This window comes from Irregularibacter muris (assembly GCF_024622505.1).
Taxonomy (GTDB): Bacteria; Bacillota; Clostridia; order Eubacteriales; family Garciellaceae; genus Irregularibacter; species Irregularibacter muris.
Map to the genome: position 1 here is coordinate 24,789 of NZ_JANKAS010000002.1, position 22,214 is coordinate 47,002.

21 protein-coding genes are annotated in these 22,214 nt (G+C 35.3%); 20 read left to right on the forward strand and 1 reads right to left on the reverse strand.

All coding sequences use genetic code 11. The features are described from left to right. Positions 1-8: 8 nt before the first annotated feature. Both NSA47_RS02385 and holA read left to right on the forward strand, forming a co-directional pair. Complete coding sequence (locus NSA47_RS02385) at positions 9-2,336, forward strand: DNA internalization-related competence protein ComEC/Rec2 (protein ID WP_257529680.1); 2,328 nt, start codon at positions 9-11, stop codon at positions 2,334-2,336. After that, positions 2,336-3,376 carry a DNA polymerase III subunit delta gene (holA, locus tag NSA47_RS02390; RefSeq protein ID WP_257529287.1) on the forward strand — a complete coding sequence of 347 codons (1,041 nt, stop codon included), beginning with the start codon at positions 2,336-2,338 and terminating at the stop codon, positions 3,374-3,376. The genes NSA47_RS02385 and holA overlap by 1 nt, the downstream gene beginning before the upstream one ends. A 113-nt stretch (positions 3,377-3,489) precedes the next feature. Here the strand turns inward: holA and rpsT are convergent, their stop codons facing one another. Then, entirely contained in the window at positions 3,490-3,750 is a 261-nt protein-coding gene (gene rpsT / locus NSA47_RS02395; RefSeq protein ID WP_257529288.1) for a 30S ribosomal protein S20, read from the reverse strand. A gap of 299 nt (positions 3,751-4,049) precedes the next feature. On the opposite strand from rpsT, the gene gpr reads away from it, so the two are divergent. From gpr to NSA47_RS02485, 18 genes are all read left to right on the forward strand, one after another. Further along, a complete protein-coding gene (gpr, locus tag NSA47_RS02400; RefSeq protein ID WP_257529289.1) occupies positions 4,050-5,048 on the forward strand; it encodes a GPR endopeptidase in 999 nt (332 codons plus the stop codon). An 80-nt stretch (positions 5,049-5,128) separates the two neighbouring features. Further along, entirely contained in the window at positions 5,129-6,283 is a 1,155-nt protein-coding gene (gene spoIIP, locus NSA47_RS02405; RefSeq protein WP_257529290.1) for a stage II sporulation protein P, read from the forward strand. A gap of 63 nt (positions 6,284-6,346) precedes the next feature. Continuing rightward, positions 6,347-6,667: a sporulation-related protein NgaS gene (locus NSA47_RS02410; protein ID WP_257529291.1), complete on the forward strand. Its 321-nt coding sequence runs from the start codon at positions 6,347-6,349 to the stop codon at positions 6,665-6,667. A 242-nt stretch (positions 6,668-6,909) separates the two neighbouring features. After that, positions 6,910-8,715 (forward strand): translation elongation factor 4, encoded by a 1,806-nt coding sequence (gene lepA / locus NSA47_RS02415; protein ID WP_257529292.1) that lies wholly within the window; start codon positions 6,910-6,912, stop codon positions 8,713-8,715. 10 nt (positions 8,716-8,725) lie between these two features. Beyond that, entirely contained in the window at positions 8,726-9,859 is a 1,134-nt protein-coding gene (gene hemW, locus NSA47_RS02420; RefSeq protein WP_257529293.1) for a radical SAM family heme chaperone HemW, read from the forward strand. A 151-nt stretch (positions 9,860-10,010) separates the two neighbouring features. Further along, entirely contained in the window at positions 10,011-11,045 is a 1,035-nt protein-coding gene (gene hrcA / locus NSA47_RS02425) for a heat-inducible transcriptional repressor HrcA (RefSeq protein WP_257529294.1), read from the forward strand. Between the two features lie 55 nt (positions 11,046-11,100). Continuing rightward, positions 11,101-11,694: a nucleotide exchange factor GrpE gene (gene grpE, locus NSA47_RS02430; RefSeq protein WP_257529295.1), complete on the forward strand. Its 594-nt coding sequence runs from the start codon at positions 11,101-11,103 to the stop codon at positions 11,692-11,694. Positions 11,695-11,749: 55 nt separating this feature from the next. Beyond that, entirely contained in the window at positions 11,750-13,576 is a 1,827-nt protein-coding gene (dnaK, locus tag NSA47_RS02435; RefSeq protein ID WP_257529297.1) for a molecular chaperone DnaK, read from the forward strand. Positions 13,577-13,651: 75 nt separating this feature from the next. Continuing rightward, complete coding sequence (dnaJ, locus tag NSA47_RS02440) at positions 13,652-14,779, forward strand: molecular chaperone DnaJ (protein WP_257529299.1); 1,128 nt, start codon at positions 13,652-13,654, stop codon at positions 14,777-14,779. A gap of 118 nt (positions 14,780-14,897) precedes the next feature. Further along, positions 14,898-15,833 carry a 50S ribosomal protein L11 methyltransferase gene (gene prmA / locus NSA47_RS02445; RefSeq protein ID WP_257529300.1) on the forward strand — a complete coding sequence of 312 codons (936 nt, stop codon included), beginning with the start codon at positions 14,898-14,900 and terminating at the stop codon, positions 15,831-15,833. 13 nt (positions 15,834-15,846) lie between these two features. Further along, positions 15,847-16,596, forward strand: coding sequence for a 16S rRNA (uracil(1498)-N(3))-methyltransferase (locus NSA47_RS02450; protein WP_257529301.1), 750 nt, complete (start codon positions 15,847-15,849; stop codon positions 16,594-16,596). Positions 16,597-16,607: 11 nt separating this feature from the next. Then, positions 16,608-17,912: a tRNA (N(6)-L-threonylcarbamoyladenosine(37)-C(2))-methylthiotransferase MtaB gene (gene mtaB / locus NSA47_RS02455; protein WP_257529302.1), complete on the forward strand. Its 1,305-nt coding sequence runs from the start codon at positions 16,608-16,610 to the stop codon at positions 17,910-17,912. 86 nt (positions 17,913-17,998) lie between these two features. Beyond that, entirely contained in the window at positions 17,999-18,343 is a 345-nt protein-coding gene (locus NSA47_RS02460; RefSeq protein WP_257529303.1) for a histidine triad nucleotide-binding protein, read from the forward strand. A 145-nt stretch (positions 18,344-18,488) separates the two neighbouring features. Continuing rightward, positions 18,489-18,668: a 30S ribosomal protein S21 gene (gene rpsU / locus NSA47_RS02465; protein ID WP_257529304.1), complete on the forward strand. Its 180-nt coding sequence runs from the start codon at positions 18,489-18,491 to the stop codon at positions 18,666-18,668. Positions 18,669-18,686: 18 nt separating this feature from the next. Further along, positions 18,687-19,133 carry a GatB/YqeY domain-containing protein gene (locus NSA47_RS02470; protein WP_257529306.1) on the forward strand — a complete coding sequence of 149 codons (447 nt, stop codon included), beginning with the start codon at positions 18,687-18,689 and terminating at the stop codon, positions 19,131-19,133. Positions 19,134-19,340: 207 nt separating this feature from the next. Then, complete coding sequence (locus tag NSA47_RS02475) at positions 19,341-20,630, forward strand: NfeD family protein (RefSeq protein WP_257529308.1); 1,290 nt, start codon at positions 19,341-19,343, stop codon at positions 20,628-20,630. 14 nt (positions 20,631-20,644) lie between these two features. Then, positions 20,645-21,640 (forward strand): flotillin-like protein FloA, encoded by a 996-nt coding sequence (gene floA, locus NSA47_RS02480; RefSeq protein ID WP_257529309.1) that lies wholly within the window; start codon positions 20,645-20,647, stop codon positions 21,638-21,640. A gap of 22 nt (positions 21,641-21,662) precedes the next feature. Further along, entirely contained in the window at positions 21,663-22,175 is a 513-nt protein-coding gene (locus NSA47_RS02485) for a YqfB family membrane protein (protein ID WP_257529310.1), read from the forward strand. Positions 22,176-22,214 lie beyond the last annotated feature (39 nt).

Consider the following 22,214-nt stretch of genomic DNA (forward strand, 5'->3'; position numbering starts at 1 on the left):
TCATATATATGCTGGGGATAATTCTGGGAAAAGTGCAAATTTTTTCCCTTCTACTCCTACTTATATTTTTATTTCTAGTGGTTTTCTATTTTTATCCTTCTAAAAGAATGGGACTTTTTTTCATCATCATTTTTTTATTGCTAGGATATGGTATGAGCAATGTAGAGATCAATCAAACCTCTAAACTATCCTCCTTTGATGAACAAAACATAAAACTAAATGCTTATGTCATGCAACCACCTGTTGAAAAAGAAAATAAAACAGAAATGATATTAAAAGTCAATGAAGCATATGTGCAGGAAAAGAGTTATATTATAGAGGAGAAAGTTTTGGCCAATGTCTATAAAAATGAAAATACTTCAAATATAGACATAAAAGCAGGAGATTATTTAAATCTTCAGGGAAAAGTGCGTATCCCTGATGGTATTCGCAATCCTGGAGGATTTGATTATAGCCTATATTTGAATACCCAGAAAATTTATGCTACGATTAACATTTCATCTGGAACCATAGAGAAACTAGGCTATGATTCCCCCGGAATTATCAAGAATTTCATCTATGGTCTTAAAGGATATGTGAGCCAAATCATAGAACAAAACCTAGTACCCGATCATGCAAATTTACTGAAGGGAATCCTCTTTGGTGATAAAGAGCTTAGCAGCGACATACGAGACAATTTTGTACACTCAGGTATTGCCCATGTATTGGCTGTATCGGGTTTACATGTAGGCTTTTTAATTACATTTGTTACTTATACAACTAATCTGTTTTCCATAGGGCGTAAGGGCAGTCTTTGTATTTTGACATTTTTTCTTATTGTATACATTTTGCTGACAGGGGCATCGCCCTCTGTTATCCGTGCCAGCATTATGGCTTTTATCTTTTTGCTGTCTAAAATGATAAACAAAAAATATGACGGAATTAGTGCCCTTTCTTTGGCTGGATTGTTGGTTTTATTACAGAATCCTCTAATACTATATACTGCAAGTTTTCAACTTTCATTTACAGCCGCCCTTTCCATTATCCTGTTTTATCCGGTCATTTCAGGATATTTACAGAAAATAAAATACATACCTAAGAGCGTAGGTAGTCTTTTGTCCGTAACCTTAGTAGCTCAAATAGGAACCTTACCAATATCTTTGTATCACTTTAACCAAATATCTCTGATATCGATTATTACCAATTTGTTTATTGTCCCTTCTTTGGGGATTTTACTTCTTGTTTCTGTTATAGCTATATTATCCTGGATGATTATACCTTTCCTCGGAGAATTTTTATTCTTTTTATCAGGATTATTATTTCAGTGGATAATCTATATCGCTTTTATTTTTTCATCCTTTAAATTTTCCTATATATTTATGCCCCCTTTTAAAGGGCAGAATATATTATTGTATGGAATTGTTTGCCTTAGTCTAGCAGGTTACATTCCCCTACGAATAAAAAGGATAAAGATATTTATCACAACTATTCTAATTCTATTACTCTCTTTTAGTGGGATACAATACTTCCTGCCTCAACCCTTAAAGATTACTTACTTAGATGTAGGGCAAGGGGATAGCGCATTAATAGAAACGCCCAGTGGAAGAACCATATTTATTGATGGAGGGGGATATCCATCTTTTCAGGAAAATACCAGGGAAATATCTGAAGATGTATTGTTACCTGCCATATATTCTAAGGGAATAAGAACAATAGATTTGGCAATAGTTTCTCATCCCCATGACGATCATATTAAGGGGATTAAAGAATTAATAGGTAAAATCCCTATAAAAGCTATTGGTATTTACGATATAAAAAATGATATTATGGTGGATATGTTGGCTTTAGCTAAAAAAAATAAAATACCAATAAATTATTTAACATCCGGGCAGACAATCAAACTTGATAAAGGTATAATCATGGAGATCCTTTCCCCAGAGGGAGTGGTTCCTCCCGGTAATGGCCAAAATGAGGTAAACAATTACTCTTTAGTGGCAAAAATAAATTTTGATGAAATTTCCTTTTTATTTACTGGTGATATTGAAAAGGAGATGGAAGAACGATTGGTTGCACAAGGTGTGGATGTAGATGCAATGGTTTTAAAAGTTGCTCATCATGGTAGCAATACCTCCTCAACGGAAGACTTTATCAACAAGGTCAATCCCCAAGTTTGTATTATCTCCGTAGGTAAAAATAACAATTTTGGACATCCCGATCCTGAAATTATCAAAAGGCTAAAAGAATATACACCCTACATATACAGAACAGATGAAAGAGGGGCGGTGGAGGTTATCTCCAATGGCAATGGATTAAAAATAAAACCATATCTTAATAAAAAGTATTTGGAGAGTGAATGATGAATTATAATACCCTAATAAAAGAAATCAAAGCTGGTGAACTACATAATATTTATCTTTTCTATGGACAAGAACAGTATCTATGTGAAAACATTATAAAAACACTAAAAGATACTCTGATTGGTTCTGCCTTTGGAGATCTAAATTATGAATATATGGAAGGCGCCGGCATCAGCATTAAAGGTATTGAGAATGCCTGTGAAACCCTACCTTTTATGGAGGATAAACGATTGGTCATTGTAAAGAATCTTATCTACTTACAGGGGGGGAAGAACCCAAAAGAGGAAGAAGATTTACAATCCCTTATGGATTATCTTAAAAAAGTACCCAATAGCACTTGCTTGGTTTTTTGGCAATCCCAGGAGATAGATAAAAGAAAAAAGCTTTTTCAAGCCATCAAGAAACATGGGAAAGTAATAGAATTTGAACAATTAAAAGGTTTAGCGTTGGAAAAGTGGCTAGAAAAGAATATAAAACAGAGAGAGAAGCTTATTAAAAAACCTACACTACAATACTTGATCAACCAAAGTGACTACTTATCCAAAAATAGTGCAAAAACTCTAGGAGATATAGAAAATGAACTGAATAAGATCATTGATTATATAGGAAACAGAGAGGAAATTCTACAAGAAGATGTAGAAAAAATCCTTCCCCGAAGATTAGAAAATGATATATTTAAAATGGTTGACGCCATTGGCAAAAAAGAAAGGGAAATTGCCCTAAGGTTACTCAATGATATGTTGGAAGAAGGGGAAAATGAAATCATGATTTTAAGTATGATATCCAGGCAATTTAGAATCCTAATACAATCCAAAGAGCTAAAAAACAGAGGCTATTCACCCAATGAAATTGCGAGCAAACTTAAAATGGCACCTTTCATCATACAAAAAGGCATTACCCAGGGCCAATATTTCTCTATTCATTCCTTAAAAGAAATACTATATTCTACTTTAGACATAGACGAAAAAATTAAAACAGGTAAAATAGACCAAAGACTGGCTTTGGAAATGCTGATTTATCAATGTACAAAAAAACTGTAATCTAAGGATTACAGTTTTTTTGTACATTGATGATTGATTTTCTCTATGATCGGGTGTAATTTCATCAAAAAATCATAAAAGCGCACACCATTGTACGCTTCATAGATATGTGATTACATAACATTTAACTTTTTAGATAAAGAGCTTTTTTTACGAGCAGCAGCATTTGGATGTAGAATACCTTTAGCGGCAGCTTTGTCCAATTTCTTTGTTGCAGCAACGAAAAAGTTTTGTGCAGTATCCTTATCACCCTTTTCAACTGCTTCATTGAACTTTCGCATTGTAGTTTTTAAATTTGTCATAGTCATTTTATTTCTACGGGTTTTAAATTCAGCGACTTGTACTCTTTTAATAGCTGATTTAATATTTGCCATTTCTTCACCCCCTCAAATCCAATTACAAGATAGCGGATAACACCGCACCTGTGGTATGAAAAAGCTTAATCTATTGCAAGCAAGATACGCTTTCCCATGCCATAACAAAAGTAATTTTATCATGAATACATACAAAATGCAACACAAACAAATTTACTATGATCTCTATGAAAAACGAAGCATAATTATCTAGGTTTTGCTGTTATATCTATTATACCAAAATATGGTTGATCTATTCTATAAAAAAATAATGAATGATAAATCAATTGATGAAAATACTAAGGCTAGGAGGTGGAAAAATGAAAGATATAAACAAATTTAGCAATGTTAGAACAGACTTAGCTATAGAAAGTCGAGAGATGGTGCGGGAAGATCAGAAAAGAGAAGTCCCAGGAGTAGAAGTAGATGTAGAAGAAATTAAGGGAATGAAAATCACAAGGGTAAACATAAAGGAGGAAATAGGACAAAAGATCATGGGGAAACCCTTAGGCAATTATATTACCTTTGAAATACCCAAGATACGGGAAATGGAAAAACAGGCTCAAGAGGAAGTGGCCCAGGAAATGGCCAAGGAATTAAGAGATATTGTGCAAGACAAGATTACCAAAGATGATACTACCTTAGTAGTGGGCTTAGGAAACTGGAATATCACACCAGATGCATTGGGACCTAAGGTTTTATCTCATTTAATGGTTACCAGACATCTTTTAGAACATATCCCGGACTTTGTAGATGAAGAAGTAACGCCAGTTTGTGCTATTGCTCCTGGGGTTTTAGGACTGACGGGTATTGAAACCAGTGAAATTATTCGAGGGGTAGTGGAAAGGATAAAACCCAAATTAGTCATAGCGGTGGATGCCTTAGCATCAAGGAGAATGGAAAGGTTAAATACCACCATACAAATAACCGATACAGGGATAAGTCCTGGTTCTGGAGTGGGTAACGAGAGAAAGGCCTTAAACCAGGAGACTCTGGGAATACCAGTAATTGCTATAGGTATCCCTACGGTAGTAGATGCTACTACTTTGGCCAATGATACCATTGATCTCATGTTAGATGCAATGATTGCTCAAGCCCCGAAGGGAAAAGAATTTTATAACATGTTAAAGGACATCAATAGAGAAGAAAAACTTCAACTTATTAACGAAATTTTGCATCCCTATGTAGGAAATTTAATGGTTACCCCTAAAGAAGTGGATTTAATTATGGACGACATTTCAGTGGTAGTAGCCAATGGTCTTAATATTGCCCTCCATCCAGGGATAGATTTAGAAGATGTTAATAGATATGTTAATTAATTAAATTAGTGAAAAAATGAATAAATGGAAATCCCTTTGAATAATTTATAAGGATAGACAAACAGAAGAGGGGTGAACCTGTGCACATCAAATGGAAAAACATAGTTTATGTACTGGTTGTGTGCCTTTTGGTTTTTGCTGTTGTTCAACAGGTGGGCATATTGGTAGGGAATATAAGAAATGTTACTGCCTTTACAGAAAATGATGAAGCAACCAAAGAGGAAATAGCAGAGGAAGAAGTCTCTAAAGAGGAAGGAAAAGCAGATAACAGCAATGACAAGAAGGTTTTTAATAATGAGTTTTTCAAAATAATTATGAAAAAATCTATTCCAGCAATGGAATTAGGGTATAAAAAAAATGGTGAAGAAAAGGGTGGTTTATTATCCGCAATCTTTGCTGCCACTACCAAAATTAATATGAAAGATCCAAAGACTTTGTTAAGTTCTCAGATACCTATGCTGGAAAAATATGAACCCGATGATGTAGAAATAACCGTAGAGGAACAAAAGGCTTTTAATGAACTAACCCAAAAACCGATGAATGATGAAAAAACTGAAGTAGCTACAACAATGCCTTCAAGAGCAAAACTTGATAATAAGGAACCTTTAGTACTGATATACCATAGCCATGCCACCGAAAGTTTTATGGAAAGTGATCAAACTAAAATTGAATATTCCAGTCCTTATCGTACTTTAGATAAGTCTAAAAATATGGTGAAAATAGGAGAAGAAATAAAAAATATTTTAGAAAAACAATACGGAATTAAAGTGATCCATGATACCACTCTACATGATTATCCTGACTATAATGAATCCTATTCCCGTTCTTTAAAGACTGTTGAAAAACAGGTGAAAGAAAATCCCTCTATTAAATATGTTTTTGACTTGCATAGGGATGGATTAAATGATACTCCTAAAAATAGGGAAAAGACTGTAACTGTTTTTGGAGAACAAAAATCCGCTAAAGTATTCATGGTAGTGGGAAAGGATAATTTTAATGCACAACAAAATATGCAATTTGCACAAAAAATACAAAACAACCTAAAGAATAAGCAACCCGAACTTACCCAGCCTATAGTTGCTAGAGAGAATAGAAAGTACAATCAATTTGTATCTGATTATGCCGCTTTGATTGAAGTAGGGTCAAATTTAAATACCCTAGAAGAAGCACTGCAAGCTTCTGTACCCTTGGGACATGTTATAGGTGAAGTGATTGTAAATCAAGAAAAAAAATAAAATAGTATAATTTTCTAAAAGTTGTCAAAAATAGATAACAAAAGAAAATAGGAGTGGCTGGCAATGCAATCAAGGGTAGAACGAAATAAGACGTATAGGAAGAGCAAAAGAAAAATACGACTGTTTGTGGTACTTGCTGTTATACTAGTCATGTTTTCTTTGTATCAGGTAAATCGTTCCTATAATGCTCTTGTAGGGGAGGAGGAAGCCTCACAAATTATAGGTGTACAAAGGGATGAAGAATCTATGAAAATCATAGTGTTGGGAGAACAAATAAAAATACCACAGAATTATATCCATCAAGGCAAGGAACTTATTAGGGATACCCCTCAAAAAATAGCTGAATTAGTGAAAAGTATCATAGAAAAAGTCGGTAATAATTAATTATTACTGGCTTTTTACTTATATAAAAACCATTTGATCCGTTAGAATGGCGGATACAATCCTATGGAATAAAGCATAATAAATTTAATCTTTTATCATAGTCAAAGTCTTATACTAGAATGAAAAACCCGGTTGTGTTATAATACCATGTAGATTTTATTAAGAAAACTTGTCATTATGATATACTGAATAGATAAGATGAAAATAGGGAAAAACGTATAACACTGAGGAGGAATAATTTTATGACACTAGACAAACAGCAAAGGATTAGAAATTTTAGCATCATTGCCCATATAGATCATGGGAAATCTACCCTTGCTGATCGATTAATTGAAAGTACAGGACTACTTTCACAAAGAGAGATGTCCCAGCAAATCCTAGACAATATGGATCTAGAACGGGAAAGAGGAATCACCATAAAACTCCAGGCAGTTAGACTAGTATACAAGGCAAAAGATGGGGAAGAATACTTTTTGAATTTAATTGATACTCCGGGACATGTGGACTTTACCTACGAGGTGTCTAGGAGTTTGGCTGCCTGTGAAGGTGGCATATTAGTAGTTGATGCGGCACAGGGAATTGAGGCGCAAACGTTGGCAAATGTTTATCTAGCCGTAGACAATGACTTAGAAATTTTACCAGTAATCAACAAGATAGACCTCCCCAGTGCTGATCCCGATAGAGTAAAAGAAGAGATAGAAGATATCATAGGGGTAGAAGCCACGAATGCTCCACTTATATCTGCAAAAGAAGGAATTGGCATTGAGGATGTATTAGAAGCGATAGTTGAGAAAGTCCCAGCTCCTCAAGGAGATAAAGAGGCTCCTTTAAAAGCTCTGATTTTTGATTCTTATTATGATTCTTATAGAGGAGTTATCGCCTCAATTAGAGTAAAAGAAGGTACAATGACAAAGGATACCAAGATAAAGATGATGTCCACTGGAAAAGTTTTTGAAGTAGATGAAGTAGGTTTGTTTTTAAAATCCCTCGTACCTGTGGATGAATTATCAGCAGGAGAAGTTGGCTATGTAGTTGCAGGCATAAAAAATGTAAAGGATAGTCGTGTAGGGGACACCATTACTGATGCCGATAACCCAGCCAGTGAACCACTACCAGGGTATAAAAAAATTAATCCTATGGTATATTGCGGAATATATCCTGCAGATGGCGCAAAATATGAGGATTTAAGAGAGGCCTTGGAAAAACTTCAACTAAATGATGCAGCTCTACAATTTGAACCCGAAACCTCTGTAGCCCTTGGATTTGGCTTTCGTTGTGGCTTTCTTGGATTACTACATATGGAAATCATGCAAGAACGTCTAGAAAGGGAGCATAATCTTGATTTGGTTACTACTGCACCTAGTGTTATTTATAAGGTAGTAAAAACCAATGGGGAAATCATTTGGGTAGACAATCCAACCAATTTACCCCCAGCAGTAGAAATAGATTATATGGAAGAACCCATTGTCAAAGCTTCTATAATGGCCCCTACAGAATTTTTAGGATCAGTAATGGAACTGTGTCAAGAACGTAGAGGGATTTATAGGACAATGAATTATATAGAAGAAACAAGAGTAGTTATAGAATACGAATTGCCCTTAAATGAAATTATATATGATTTTTTTGATGCATTAAAGTCTAGAACAAAGGGCTATGCATCCTTTGATTATGAATTGAAAGACTATCAAAGATCCTCCCTTGTAAAATTAGACATTTTATTAAATGCAGAGGTGGTAGACGCTTTATCCTTTATTGTGCATAGGGATAAGGCATATAATAGAGGTAGGGCAATTACAGAAAAGCTAAAGGAAGTTATTCCCAGACAAATGTTTGAGATACCCATTCAAGCAGCCATCGGTGGTAAAATTATTGCTAGAGAAACAATAAAGGCAATGAGAAAAGATGTCCTTTCAAAATGTTATGGAGGAGACATTTCTAGAAAGCGTAAACTTCTAGAAAAACAAAAAGAAGGGAAAAAGCGTATGAGGCAAGTTGGAAATGTAGAAGTACCCCAAGAAGCTTTTATGGCAGTATTAAAACTCAATTAGGGGGATCAACATGAATACATTTGGATTATATATTCACATCCCCTTTTGTCAAAGTAAATGTCTTTATTGTGATTTTCCATCCTATTGTAACCTAGATTCTTTCATTACACCCTATATAGATGCACTAAAAAAAGAATTAGAGATGAGAGCTTCACTATATGCACAGGATAAAATAAGTTCTATTTTTATAGGTGGGGGTACCCCCACCTATATTCATTCCCGAGGGATAAAGGAAATCTTAAAAAGTGTAAGAGAGAATTTTTCCATATCTCCAGGAGCAGAAATTTCAATAGAGGCAAACCCGGGGACCTTTGACATAGAGAAATTAAGGGATTACAAAGAAATAGGGATCAATCGTATGAGCATTGGACTACAAGCTTGGCAAGATTCATTTTTGAAACAATTGGGCAGAATTCATACTCAACAAGAATTTATAGAGGGTTTTAAAAATGCAAAAGATGCGGGGTTTGAAAATATAAATGTAGATCTAATTTTTGGTTTGCCACGACAGAGCTTAAAGGATTGGCAGGAAACCTTAGAACAGGTTGTTGCTTTAAGGCCTACCCATGTATCCTGTTATGGTCTTATTATAGAAGAGGGGACTCCCTTTGATGCTTTACAAAAAAAGGGGATGCTGCACATTGATGAGGATTTGGAAAGAGAGATGTACTATTTAGCGATTTCCTATCTGAAATCTTTTGGTTATCATCATTATGAGATATCCAATTTTGCTCAACCAGGGTTTCAGTGTAAACATAATTTAATTTATTGGGATGTGAAACCCTATTTGGGAATAGGCTCTTCTGCCCATTCTCATATGAATAACAAGAGATTTTCCAATACTTCCTCTGTAAGTGAATATATAAAAAATATTCAGGAAGGTGCTTTGCCCATAACTGAGGAACATCCATTGACTGCAAAAGAATACATGGAAGAATATATGTTTTTGGGATTGAGAAAAATAGAAGGTATTTCTAAAGAAGAGTTTTTCCATATCTTTCATAAAGAAATAGAAGAAGCATATGGAAATATACTAAAAAATCTACAAAGACAAAAACTGATTAATATAGATGAAAGAATTTGCCTTACTTCAAAAGGTTTAGATTATGCCAACTATGTCTTTCAATCTTTTTTACAGGATTAAAATCAGGCGGAAGATGTAAGGATCTATGTGAATAGGAAGAAGAGCTAAAAATAAAATAGCAATGGGTATTGACAAAATAAAAAAGTAATGATATTTTAAAGTCAGGTTTAGCACTCACTCTTATAGAGTGCTAACAAAGTGAGGTGATATTTTGGGACTAAAGGAAAGAAAACTAAAAATTCTCCATGCCATAATTCAGGACTATATTTCTACTGCTGAACCCGTGGGTTCTAGAACGATTGCTAAAAACTATAACCTAGGGATTAGTTCAGCGACAGTAAGAAATGAAATGGCTGATTTAGAGGAAATGGGTTTTTTAGAACAACCTCATACCTCGGCTGGACGAATACCTTCTGATAAAGCTTATCGTCTTTATGTAGATCAGCTAATGAGAGTAGATAAAATTAATAAAGCGTTAGAACGAAATATTCTTAGAGAATACGAAAATTACATGGGCGAATTAGAGAAAATAATACAGCACACATCCAAAATACTATCCCATTTTACTAACTATACGTCTCTAGTGTTAACCCCACAAGTATATGAAAGTTCCATAAAACATATCCAGTTAATGCCCCTACAAGAGGATAAGATTTTAATGGTAATCATCACCAAAGAGGGCATGATAAAAAATATAGTCGTAAAAGTAAATACATCAATAGATAGTCACATATTGGTGCAAATAAGTAATATACTCAATAAATATTTACAAGAATTTAGCATTGCCCAGGTACAAGAAGAGATTCTACCTCAAATCAGAGAATTAAGTGTGCAAGGAAGTAAAATATTAGAACAATTGATTCCTCTTATCCGGGAATCTCTAGTGAATTATGAAGATACAAAGGTATATTTTGATGGCATCACCAATATCTTTAATTTTCCAGAATTTAAAGATATTGAAAGGGCAAAGGAATTTATTGATCTTTGGGAGAGGAAAAACCTATTGGTGGACTTACTTTCTCCTAATGCTCAGGATGATCTTCATATCTCCATAGGAGCAGAAAATCAGCTTCATGAAATAAAAGATTGTAGTTTGATTACCGCAACCTATAAATTAAATGGAAAACTATTAGGAACAATAGGAGTGATAGGTCCTACCCGAATGCAATATGGAAAAGTAGTTTCTATCATGAATTACCTAACTGGCCAATTAGATGATATGATAGGTAAGGGAATTAAGGATTAAAATAAGAGGGTAGAAGATCCTCTTATACATAAGAATATGGATAAAGGGTGAGAAAATGCTACAGAATAATAAGGAAAATATGGAAGATTTACTAGAAAATCAAGATTTAGAAACAGAGGAACAGGAAAAAGACCAGCAGGAAAAAGGTAAATCAATAGAACAAGAAAAGCAAGCTGAGGAACAAGATAAGCAGGAGGATGTAGAATTAAAGATGCAAGAGAAAGTCCAAGAATATGAAGAAAGACTAGTTCGCTTACAAGCAGAATTTGAAAATTATAGGAAAAGAACAGTTAAGGAAAAAGAAGATATCTATAAATTTGCATCAGAAGACTTGGTAAAAAACTTACTACCTGTGTTGGATAACTTCGAAAGGGCTTTAGATTCTATGAAAGAAAACCAAGAATCCAATGAAGGTTATCAAAAGGGTATTGATATGGTATATCAACAGCTAATACAGGCTTTAGAAAAAGAAGGGCTAGAAGAAATCAAAGCCCTTGGGGAACCCTTTGATCCCAATTACCATCATGCAGTATTTCAAGAATCTAATGAAGACTATAAGGACAATACCGTTATGGAAGTATTTCAAAAAGGATATACCCTAAAGGATAAAGTAATTCGACCCAGTATGGTGAAGGTATGTATTCACTAATAAAACATTTAAATAAATATTAAAAATTATAGTATTTAAAGGAGGAAAATAAATTATGAGTAAAGTAATAGGAATTGATTTAGGTACTACAAATTCATGTGTTGCAGTAATGGAAGGGGGAGAACCAGTTGTTATTCCCAGTAGTGAGGGAAATCGTACAACTCCTTCTATTGTAGCATTTTCAAAAGACGGTGAAAGATTAGTTGGTCAGGTTGCAAAAAGGCAAGCTGTTACCAATCCAGATAAAACTATTTTATCTATTAAAAGAGAGATGGGTTCAGACCATAAAGTAAAAATTGATAATGACAACTATACACCTCAAGAAATCTCTGCTATGATTTTACAAAAATTAAAACAAGATGCTGAAGGTTATCTAGGACAAACGGTGACCCAAGCAGTTATTACAGTACCTGCCTACTTTAGTGATAGTCAAAGACAAGCCACAAAAGATGCAGGAAGAATAGCCGGATTAGAAGTTTTAAGAATCATCAATGAGCCTACTGCCGCTTCCTTAGCCTATGGATTAGATAAAGAGGATAATCAAAACATTCTCGTTTATGATCTAGGAGGAGGAACCTTTGATGTTTCCATCTTAGAGCTAGGAGATGGAGTGTTTGAAGTACTAGCGACTAAAGGAGACAACAAACTAGGTGGCGATGATTTTGATCAAAAAGTTATTGATTACTTAGCAGAAGAATTTAAAAAAGAAAATGGAATTGATTTAAGATTGGACAAAATGGCTCTACAACGACTAAAGGAAGCGGCTGAAAAAGCTAAAATTGAACTTTCCAGCGTAATGAATACCAATATTAATCTTCCTTTTATTACAGCAGATGCCAGTGGACCAAAACATTTAGATATCAACTTAAGTAGAGCAAAGTTTGAAGAACTAACCTCGGATTTAGTAGAAAGAACCCTTGGACCAACTCGAGATGCATTAAAAGATGCAGGATTAGATCCTAGTGAAATAAACAAAGTAATTTTAGTAGGTGGTTCTACAAGAATTCCAGCAGTACAAGAAGCCATAGGAAAAATCACTGGAAAAGAACCTCATAAAGGAATAAACCCTGATGAGTGCGTTGCCCTTGGAGCAGCAATACAAGCAGGAGTTTTAACTGGTGAAGTCAAGGACGTTTTATTACTAGATGTTACTCCATTATCTCTAGGCATTGAAACTCTTGGAGGAGTATTTACAAAATTAATTGAAAGAAATACCACCATTCCTACTAAAAAGAGTCAAATATTTTCCACTGCTGCAGACAATCAAACCAGTGTAGATATTCATGTTCTTCAAGGGGAAAGGGAAATGGCATCCTATAATAAAACCTTGGGAAGATTCCAATTAAGCGGTATAGCGCCAGCACAAAGAGGAATACCACAAATTGAAGTTACCTTTGATATAGATGCCAATGGTATTGTGAATGTATCCGCCAAGGATCTAGGAACAGGAAAAGAACAAAAAGTTGTAATTAAATCGACCACTAACCTGAGCGATGATGAAATTGAAAAGGCTGTACAAGAAGCAGAAAAATTTGCAGCAGAAGATAAAAAGAGAAAAGAAGAGGTAGAAGTTAGAAACAACGCAGATTCTCTAGTATATCAAACAGAAAAAACATTGAAAGATTTAGGCGATAAGGTTTCCGCCGACGAAAAACAAAAAATAGAATCTGAGCTGGAAAAAGTGAAAAAAACATTGGAAGGCAGCGACATAGAAGCCATCAAAAAGGCTACAGAATCTCTTACAGAGGCTTTCCACTCTGTTTCTCAAAAAATGTATGAACAAGCAGCACAACAGGCACAAGAGGCCCAACCTGAAGACAAAGCACAAGATGACAATGTAGTGGATGCTGACTATGAAGTAGTAGATGATGAAGAAAAATAGGATAGAACAAAACCAAAGTCTGTTAGACTTTGGTTTTGTTCCGATAAGATAGAGATTGGTGAAAGTGGTGAAAAAATGAGTAAAAGGGACTACTATGAAGTGTTGGGTGTGGATAAAAATGCACCGGAAGCAGATATTAAAAAGGCATATCGTAGACTTGCTAAAAAGTATCACCCCGATTTAAATCCAGATGATAAAGAAGCTGAACAAAAATTTAAGGAAGTAAATGAAGCCTACGAAATACTAAGTGATCAAGAAAAAAGATCAAACTATGATCGCTTTGGCCATGCGGGAACTGATCCCAATGGCTTTGGAGGAGCCGGTGGTTTTGGAGGAGCTGGTGGTTTCGAAGATATATTTGATATGTTCTTTGGCGGCTCAGGTTTTGGAGGGGGATCCCGAAGACAAGGGCCTCAAAAAGGTGCAGATATTCGGGTAGACATAGAACTCAAATTCGAAGAAGCTGCCTTTGGTTTAGAAAAAGATATTGAGGTGACCCGTCATGAAGAATGCCACACCTGTGGTGGGACAGGAGCTAAGCCAGGGACAGGTGTAAATACCTGTGACAAATGCCATGGCTCAGGACAAATCCAGTACACCCAAAGTACACCTCTAGGTAGATTTGTCAATGTAAAAACCTGTGATAAGTGTCATGGAGAGGGCAAAACCATAGAAACTCCTTGCTCTACTTGTCGTGGAAGCGGCCAAGAACAAAAGACAAGAACAATTCATATCAACATACCAGGAGGCGTAGATAATGGCTCGGTACTTCCCCTTAGGGGAGAGGGTGAACCAGGCACAAAAGGCGGGAGAACAGGAGATCTATACATTTATATCCATGTAATGCCTCACCCTATTTTTACTAGGGAAGATAACCATATTTACTGTGAGGTACCTATAACCTTTGTGCAAGCGACCCTGGGAGCTGAGCTGATGGTACCCACCCTAGATGGCAAGGTGAAATACAATATCCCCGAGGGGACCCAAACGGATACAGTCTTTCGTCTGAGGGGGAAAGGTATTCCCAATGTAAGAGGATATGGGAGAGGAGATCAATTTGTAAAGGTTAAAGTTGAAGTGCCCAAGAAGTTAAATAAAGAACAAAAAGAATTGTTGCAAAAATTTGCTGAAATTAGTGGACAGGAAATTCATGAGCAAAGTAAAGGCTTTTTTGATAAGGTAAAGGATGTTTTTGGGGTATAATATAGAATGAATATATAATCACTTCGCAATGAAATTTGTGAAGTGATTCTTATATAATTTTATAACCATATATTTTCCAATAGAAATATACCCAGGTAGAAAAAGAGGAGGAAAAATCATGAAATGGATAGAAGTGAAAATTATTACTAGCCATGAAGCTGTGGACAGCATATCAAATATTCTTCATGAAGTTGGTGCTGGAGGAGTAGTGATTGAAGATCCCCAAGACCTTGAAATATTCCAAAAAGAAAAGGGAAATTGGGACTATATTGATGAATCTCTACTAAAACTAGAAAATGAAACAGTAATTATAAGGGGATATTTATCAGAAACCCCAGATTTATTGGAAAAAATTAATCTAGTGCGGAAAAGAGTAGAGGAAATATCCCAATATGATATTAATTTAGGTAAGGGAGAAGTGACGACTACAGAAGTTCATGAAGAAGATTGGGCAACAGCTTGGAAACAGTATTATAAACCTACCAAAATTGGGAAACATATTGTGATCAAACCTACCTGGGAAGAATATGAGAAAAAACCTGATGAAGATATTATTGAATTAGACCCGGGCATGGCCTTTGGAACAGGAACACACGAGACAACCCAACTCTGTGTAGAGTTCTTAGAAGAACATATTCAATCAGGCAATAATGTGTTAGATATAGGTACGGGAAGCGGCATCTTAGGTATTGCTGCTGGAAAGCTAGGAAGCAGTAAGGTTGTAGCAGTAGATTTAGATCCTGTAGCAGTGCAAGTGGCAAGGAAAAATATTACCCTCAATGATCTAGATCATGTTGTGGAAGTAAGAGAAGGAAATCTATTTGATGTCATTCATGAAAAGGCGGATATTGTAGTGGCCAATATCATTGCAGATATCATTATAAGTCTATCCAAAGATGTGCATAAATTTTTGGTAGATAAGGGAATATTTATAGCCTCCGGTATTATTTTAGATAGATTAGATGATGTAAAAGAGGCGCTAGAGAAACAGAATATTACCATTCTTTCCATAAAAAAGATGGGGGAATGGGCAGCCATCTGTTGTACAATATAGTAAGGAGGATATTATGCACCGTTTTTTTGTTGAACCCAATCAGATAGAAGATATAAATAATCGCATCATTATTCTTGGAGAAGATGTTAAACACATAGATAAGGTATTACGCCTCAAAGAAGGAGAAGAAATTGAAGTATGCGATGGCAGGGGCACCGATTATAGAGCGATTATTCAACAAATGAAAAAAGATGAAGTTATTGCCAAGGTGGAGGAAAAATTTCCTTCCAAGGGTGAGCCTAATATAGAAGTTACCCTATATCAGGGATTGCCTAAATCTACAAAGATGGATTTTATTCTACAAAAATGTATAGAGCTAGGAATAAAAAAAATTGTTCCTTTAAATACAGAAAGAACCATAGTGAAATTAGAAAATGAAAAAGCACAACAAAAAAAATTAGAACGATGGCAACGAATTGCCTATGAAGCTGCTAAACAATCCAAGCGAGGAAGTATTCCTGAAATTACCCCAGTAAAAGACCTAAAAAATATCTGGCAAGAGCTTAGTGAAAATGATTTAAATATTATAGCTTATGAAAATGAGGATACTCAAAAGATAAGAGATCTATTAACAAAGGAAAATCCATGGCCAAAAAAAATCGGTGTTATTATAGGGCCTGAAGGTGGATTTGAAGAAGAGGAAATTAGACAAGCTATAGATAAGAAGGTTCTACCGGTATCCTTAGGATCAAGAATATTGCGCACTGAAACAGCAGGAATAGTGGCATTAACTATTTTAATGTATGCTTTAGGGGAGATATAGGAGGTAAATCATTGAAAAAAGTTGCGTTTTATACATTAGGTTGTAAAGTGAATACCTATGATACAGAAGCATTGGCAGAAATATTTGAAAAGAGCGGTTACCAAGTTGTTGACTTTGAAGAATTATCTGATGTTTATGTTATTAATACATGTACAGTAACCAATCTAGGAGATAGAAAATCAAGACAAATGATCAGAAGGGCTAAAAAGACCAATGAAAATGCTGTTATTGTGGTAGCCGGTTGCTATGCTCAGACAGCATCTGATGAAGTCATAGAAATCCCAGAAGTAAATCTTGTTATTGGCAATAAAGATCGAAAAAAAATTGTAGAATGGGTAGAAGAAATACAAAGGAATAAAAAACAAAAGATTAATGCTGTAGGCAATATTATGCAGGAAGTTGATTTTGAAGAATTGTCTGTCTTTGAAATGAAGGGAAAAACTAGGGCTTTTATAAAAGTTCAGGAAGGATGCAACCAATTTTGCTCCTATTGCATCATTCCTTACGCTAGAGGTCCTATTAGAAGTAGAAGACCTCAAAGTATTTTAGAGGAAATAGAAAAACTAGTGGCTTTAGATTATAAAGAAATTGTGCTCACAGGCATTCACGTTGCATCCTATGGCAAGGATTTAAAAAATATTACGCTTATAGATCTTATCCAACAAATACACCAGATAGAAGATGTCAAGAGGATAAGGTTAAGCTCCTTAGAACCTACTCTGCTAACCATGGACTTTTTAGACTCCCTGAGCAAGCTACCAAAGTTTTGTCCGCATTTTCATATTTCCCTGCAAAGTGGATCAGATACCACATTAAAGGCCATGAAAAGAAAATATACGACAACCCAATACAAGCAGTATGTAGATAATGTAAGACATTATTTTAAAGACGCCTCTATCACTACAGATATTATGGTGGGCTTTCCAGGAGAAGGAGAAAAAGAATTTGAGGAAACCTATAACTTTGCTAAGGAAATAGGATTTAGTAAAATTCATGTCTTTAAATATTCACCTCGAGAGGGAACCCCCGCAGCTCAATACCCCAACCAGGTAAATGGTGAAATAAAAGAGGAAAGAAGTAAAAGACTAATTAAATTAGCTTCTACCATGGAAAAAAACTATTATCAAAGATTTGTAGTCAGCAAAAGAGAAATTTTATTTGAGCAAGAAGATAGTAGACGTAAACATTATTTTGAAGGACTAACGGATAACTATATTCGAGTTTTTGTTCCTTCAAAAGAGGATATTAAGGGGCAGATTAAATCTGTATTATTAAAAGATGTAAAGGAAGAATCTATGGAAGGGTACATCATTTAATGAAAAAGAAAGAAGGATTTTTTGTTTAAATGTGGAAATAGACTATAAAACAAGTTTTTCTATCAAGAAGAGGGGGTGAGATAAAGATGAAGGAATGCTTATTTTGCAAAATAGCCAATAAGGAAATTCCCAGTGAATTTTTATATGAAGATGATAAGGTAGTTGCTTTTAAGGATATAGACCCCCAAGCCCCTGTTCACATTTTAATTATACCTAAAGCTCATTATGATTCTATTTTAGATATCGTAGATAAAGAAGGAGATCTTGTAGGACATATTCATAAGGTAGCTACAAAACTCGCAAAGGATTGGGGAGTGGCAGAAAAAGGTTTTAGACTAGTAAATAATTGCGGGGAAGATGGTGGACAATCGGTAAAACATCTTCATTACCACCTATTAGGGGGACGAAACTTACAATGGCCTCCAGGCTAAATATTGTTAGAAAAGGAAATATATTGACATGCCCGCTTTGAGTAATATATAATAAATATTGTGTTTAATGCTAATGCATCCCACGTACCAATCCAGTAATCATTAGATATTAAGTGTTACTGTTATAGCGGAGGGAGGGAAATAAATGTCAGAAATCAAAATTGGAGATAATGAATCTTTAGAGAGTGCACTTCGTAGATTTAAGAAAAAGTGTTCTAGATCAGGTGTTTTATCTGAGGTAAGAAAAAGAGAACATTATGAAAAACCAAGTGTAAAACGTAAGAAAAAATCTGAAGCTGCTAGAAAAAGAAAAAGAAAATTCTAATAAAGTTGAGGTGTTTTTATGTCCCTAAAAGAGAGGCTTTTAGCGGATTTAAAGCAATCCATGAAAGAAAAGGATGCCATCAGAAAATCTACCATTACAATGGTGCGAGCAGCTATATTACAGGTTGAAAAAGATAATAAAGTTGAGCTAGATGATGAAGAAATCATCGGAGTTATTGCAAAACAAGCTAAACAACGTAAGGATGCTATCAAAGAATTTAAAATGGCTGATCGCCAAGATCTAGTAGAGCAGAATAATAGAGAAGTTGAAATATTATCTGCGTACCTTCCCCAACAATTATCCGAGGAAGAAGTTGACCAAATTGTAGCTGATACAATTTTGGAAGTGGGAGCTAATTCCATGAAAGATATGGGAAGGGTAATGAGCGCCATTATGCCCAAAGTAAAGGGTAGAGCAGATGGAGCATTGATAAATAAATTTGTCAAACAACATTTACAAGGATAAAGAAAACATGAAGCCTGAGTACTCAGGTTTTATGTTCTTTTTTTGTCTATATAAGACTTGGACTAATTTTAGAATAATAGATAAAGGGTAGAAGAGAATAATATATAGAATAAGAAGTCAATGAATACAATAAAATGCTTATAGGGGAATAAAAAGGGATATAAATCTATAATAAGGGTAAATAGATAGAGAAAAGAGGTGATCTAAATGAAAAAGTGGATACCCATGGTGCTGAGTATTTTTCTCATCATTATTTTTATTGGGGCAAAGGATGTTCAGGCAGCTGATAGCAAGGTATATGTCATTCCCATAAAAGGGGAAGTAGGAAATGCCATGGAAAAGTTTGTACAAGAGGGGATTAAAGAAGCTGAGACCAATGGTGGAAGTGCCATTATTTTTGATATTGATACTCCTGGTGGTCAGGTGGATAAGGCGGTAAATATTAGCGAGGCTATTTTAGATTCTACAATACCTACCATAGCCTATGTTAATGGAGAGGCCATATCAGCAGGGACCATCATTACCATATCAGCAGAAAAAATAATTATGTCTCCTAGGGCAACCATAGGTGCGGCAGAGACCAGACCCAATGAGGAAAAATATATTAGCTATTGGACAGGAAAATTAAGAAATGTTGCCCAAATAAGGGATAGAGACCCCATGTTGGTGGCTGCGATGGCCGATGCCAACATTGAAATACCCAATGTGGTAGCAAAGGGAAAGTTATTAACATTGACGACTCAGGAAGCCATGGAACTTCATTTTATTGATGGAGTAGAAGACAGCATCCAAGGAGTGATGCAAGAGTCAGGTTTAGCAAAGCAGCAATTGAAGGAATTATCTCCATCTTTTCAATTAAGATTGGCATCTTTAACAACAAGTGTAGCAGCAACTTCCCTATTATTAACTGTAGGATTTATAGGAATGATTATTGAATTGCTGACTCCAGGCTTTGGGTTAGGAGGTGGAATAAGTTTGGTAGCCTTTGGATTGTATTTTGGAGGGGTTTTATTAGCGGGATATAGTACAGGAATGATAATGGTATTATTTTTGCTAGGTCTTGTTTTTCTACTGGTAGAGATCTTTGTGCCAGGATTTGGAATACCAGGAATATTAGGAATGATTTTATTAGTATCCAGTATTATCATGGCTTCTTCTTCCTTGGAGCAAGCTATTATTTCCTTAATCATTACCGCTATACTCACCTTAATTGCCTTTTTTGTACTCATTAAGTTTATGCCTAAAAATAAGTTCTTCGATAAATTGACTCTACCCACATCCTTAGATACTGTTAGCGGATATGTGGGTTCAGAAAATTTTAAAGAATATAAAGACAAAACAGGTGTAAGCGTGACTCCTTTGCGTCCTTCTGGTAGTATATTAGTAGAGGGAAGAAAATTAGATGCCGTTTCAGAAAATGCTTTCATTGAAAAAGGGGAAAAGATTCACATTATCAAAACTGAAGGAAGAAGAATTATCGTAAGGAAAATTGATTAAAGGAGGCTGATGAAATGCCACAATTATTAGGATTAATTGTAATTGTAGGTTTGATTTTTGTATTAATAGCCATATTATTTACTTTTGTACCAGTGGGTTTATGGATTGCTGCTTTAGCTGCAAGGGTGCCTATTGGAATATTTACTCTAGTAGGGATGAGATTGAGAAGGGTTATTCCTAAGAGAGTAGTAGATCCTCTTATTAAAGCCAGCAAAGCAGGACTAAATATCACAGTAAATCAACTAGAGGCTCATTACCTAGCCGGAGGAAACGTAGATAGAGTAGTAAATGCTCTTATCGCAGCTCAAAGGGCAGATATTGAATTAAGTTTTGAAAGAGCGGCAGCCATTGATCTTGCAGGTCGAGATGTGCTTCAAGCTGTACAAATGAAAGTTAACCCACGGGTTATTGAAACTCCAGTTGTTGCAGCAGTAGCAAAAGACGGTATAGAAGTAAAAGCAACGGCAAAGGTCACTGTACGAGCTGATATAGATAGATTAATTGGTGGAGCCGGTGAAGATACCATCATTGCGAGGGTAGGAGAAGGTATAGTCACTACAGTAGGTAGTGCAGAGAGTCATAAAAGCGTGTTAGAAAATCCAGATTTAATTTCTAGAAGAGTTTTAGACAAAGGATTAGATGCAGGGACTGCCTTTGAAATACTATCTATTGATATAGCTGATGTAGATGTAGGTAGAAATATAGGTGCAGCATTACAGACTGATCAAGCAGAAGCTGACAAGAGAATAGCTCAAGCTCGAGCAGAAGAAAGAAGAGCCATGGCGGTAGCCAAGGAACAAGAAATGAGAGCCGCTGTAGAAGAGATGAGAGCTAAGGTGGTAGAGGCTGAGTCCGAAGTGCCTAAGGCTATGGCTGATGCCCTAAGAGAAGGAAATATTGGAGTTATGGATTACTACAATATGAAAAATGTTTTGGCAGATACCGACATGAGGGACTCTATTTCCAAATTAGGTAAAGGAGAGTCTCAAAAAAAGGATAAGAATAAATAATTGCCTCTAAGGCGGTGAAAAAATGGAGTTTATATTAGAGAATTTACTTCCCCTTTTGATTTTTATTGCTATACCTATTGTAAAGGGGATAAGTAATAGCAATAAACAGAAAAAAGAAGATGAAGAAAATCGAAGAAAAGTAAGCTACAATCCTTCATCTAAACCTATCCCTAAATCTACCTCTCAACCTTTGGGAAATATATTTCAAGAGTTAAAAAAGGATATAAAGGGCATCTTTGAAGAGGAAAATATACAAGAAAGTCCTCAAACACCTTTAGAACAGTATGAAAAAGATAGGGAGAAAATCTCCTATACTCAAACAGCATCTAATAGAGAAAAAGATTATGGGACATCTTATAGGGGTATAGAGGGAAATATAGCTATGGACCCCCCAGTTGAAAATACTTTTCATCATAGCCTAGGAGAAAAAGAGGACGAAAACCCAAAGGTATCTCTAGAGTTTTCCCAAGATTCGGTTTTACAAGGGATTATTTTTTCTGAAATATTAGGTCCTCCAAAAGCCAGGAGAAAATAGTATAAAAACTAATCATAGAAAAAGAAACAACCAAAACAG

Coding starts and splice junctions, on each gene's coding strand:
- NSA47_RS02385 (WP_257529680.1), top strand. CDS start 9: ATGCTGGGGATAATTCTGGGAAAAGTGCAAATTTTTTCCCTTCTACTC.
- holA (WP_257529287.1), top strand. CDS start 2,336: ATGAATTATAATACCCTAATAAAAGAAATCAAAGCTGGTGAACTACAT.
- rpsT (WP_257529288.1), bottom strand. CDS start 3,750: ATGGCAAATATTAAATCAGCTATTAAAAGAGTACAAGTCGCTGAATTT.
- gpr (WP_257529289.1), top strand. CDS start 4,050: ATGAAAGATATAAACAAATTTAGCAATGTTAGAACAGACTTAGCTATA.
- NSA47_RS02410 (WP_257529291.1), top strand. CDS start 6,347: ATGCAATCAAGGGTAGAACGAAATAAGACGTATAGGAAGAGCAAAAGA.
- lepA (WP_257529292.1), top strand. CDS start 6,910: ATGACACTAGACAAACAGCAAAGGATTAGAAATTTTAGCATCATTGCC.
- hemW (WP_257529293.1), top strand. CDS start 8,726: ATGAATACATTTGGATTATATATTCACATCCCCTTTTGTCAAAGTAAA.
- grpE (WP_257529295.1), top strand. CDS start 11,101: ATGCTACAGAATAATAAGGAAAATATGGAAGATTTACTAGAAAATCAA.
- dnaK (WP_257529297.1), top strand. CDS start 11,750: ATGAGTAAAGTAATAGGAATTGATTTAGGTACTACAAATTCATGTGTT.
- dnaJ (WP_257529299.1), top strand. CDS start 13,652: ATGAGTAAAAGGGACTACTATGAAGTGTTGGGTGTGGATAAAAATGCA.
- prmA (WP_257529300.1), top strand. CDS start 14,898: ATGAAATGGATAGAAGTGAAAATTATTACTAGCCATGAAGCTGTGGAC.
- NSA47_RS02450 (WP_257529301.1), top strand. CDS start 15,847: ATGCACCGTTTTTTTGTTGAACCCAATCAGATAGAAGATATAAATAAT.
- NSA47_RS02460 (WP_257529303.1), top strand. CDS start 17,999: ATGAAGGAATGCTTATTTTGCAAAATAGCCAATAAGGAAATTCCCAGT.
- rpsU (WP_257529304.1), top strand. CDS start 18,489: ATGTCAGAAATCAAAATTGGAGATAATGAATCTTTAGAGAGTGCACTT.
- NSA47_RS02470 (WP_257529306.1), top strand. CDS start 18,687: ATGTCCCTAAAAGAGAGGCTTTTAGCGGATTTAAAGCAATCCATGAAA.
- NSA47_RS02475 (WP_257529308.1), top strand. CDS start 19,341: ATGAAAAAGTGGATACCCATGGTGCTGAGTATTTTTCTCATCATTATT.
- floA (WP_257529309.1), top strand. CDS start 20,645: ATGCCACAATTATTAGGATTAATTGTAATTGTAGGTTTGATTTTTGTA.
- NSA47_RS02485 (WP_257529310.1), top strand. CDS start 21,663: ATGGAGTTTATATTAGAGAATTTACTTCCCCTTTTGATTTTTATTGCT.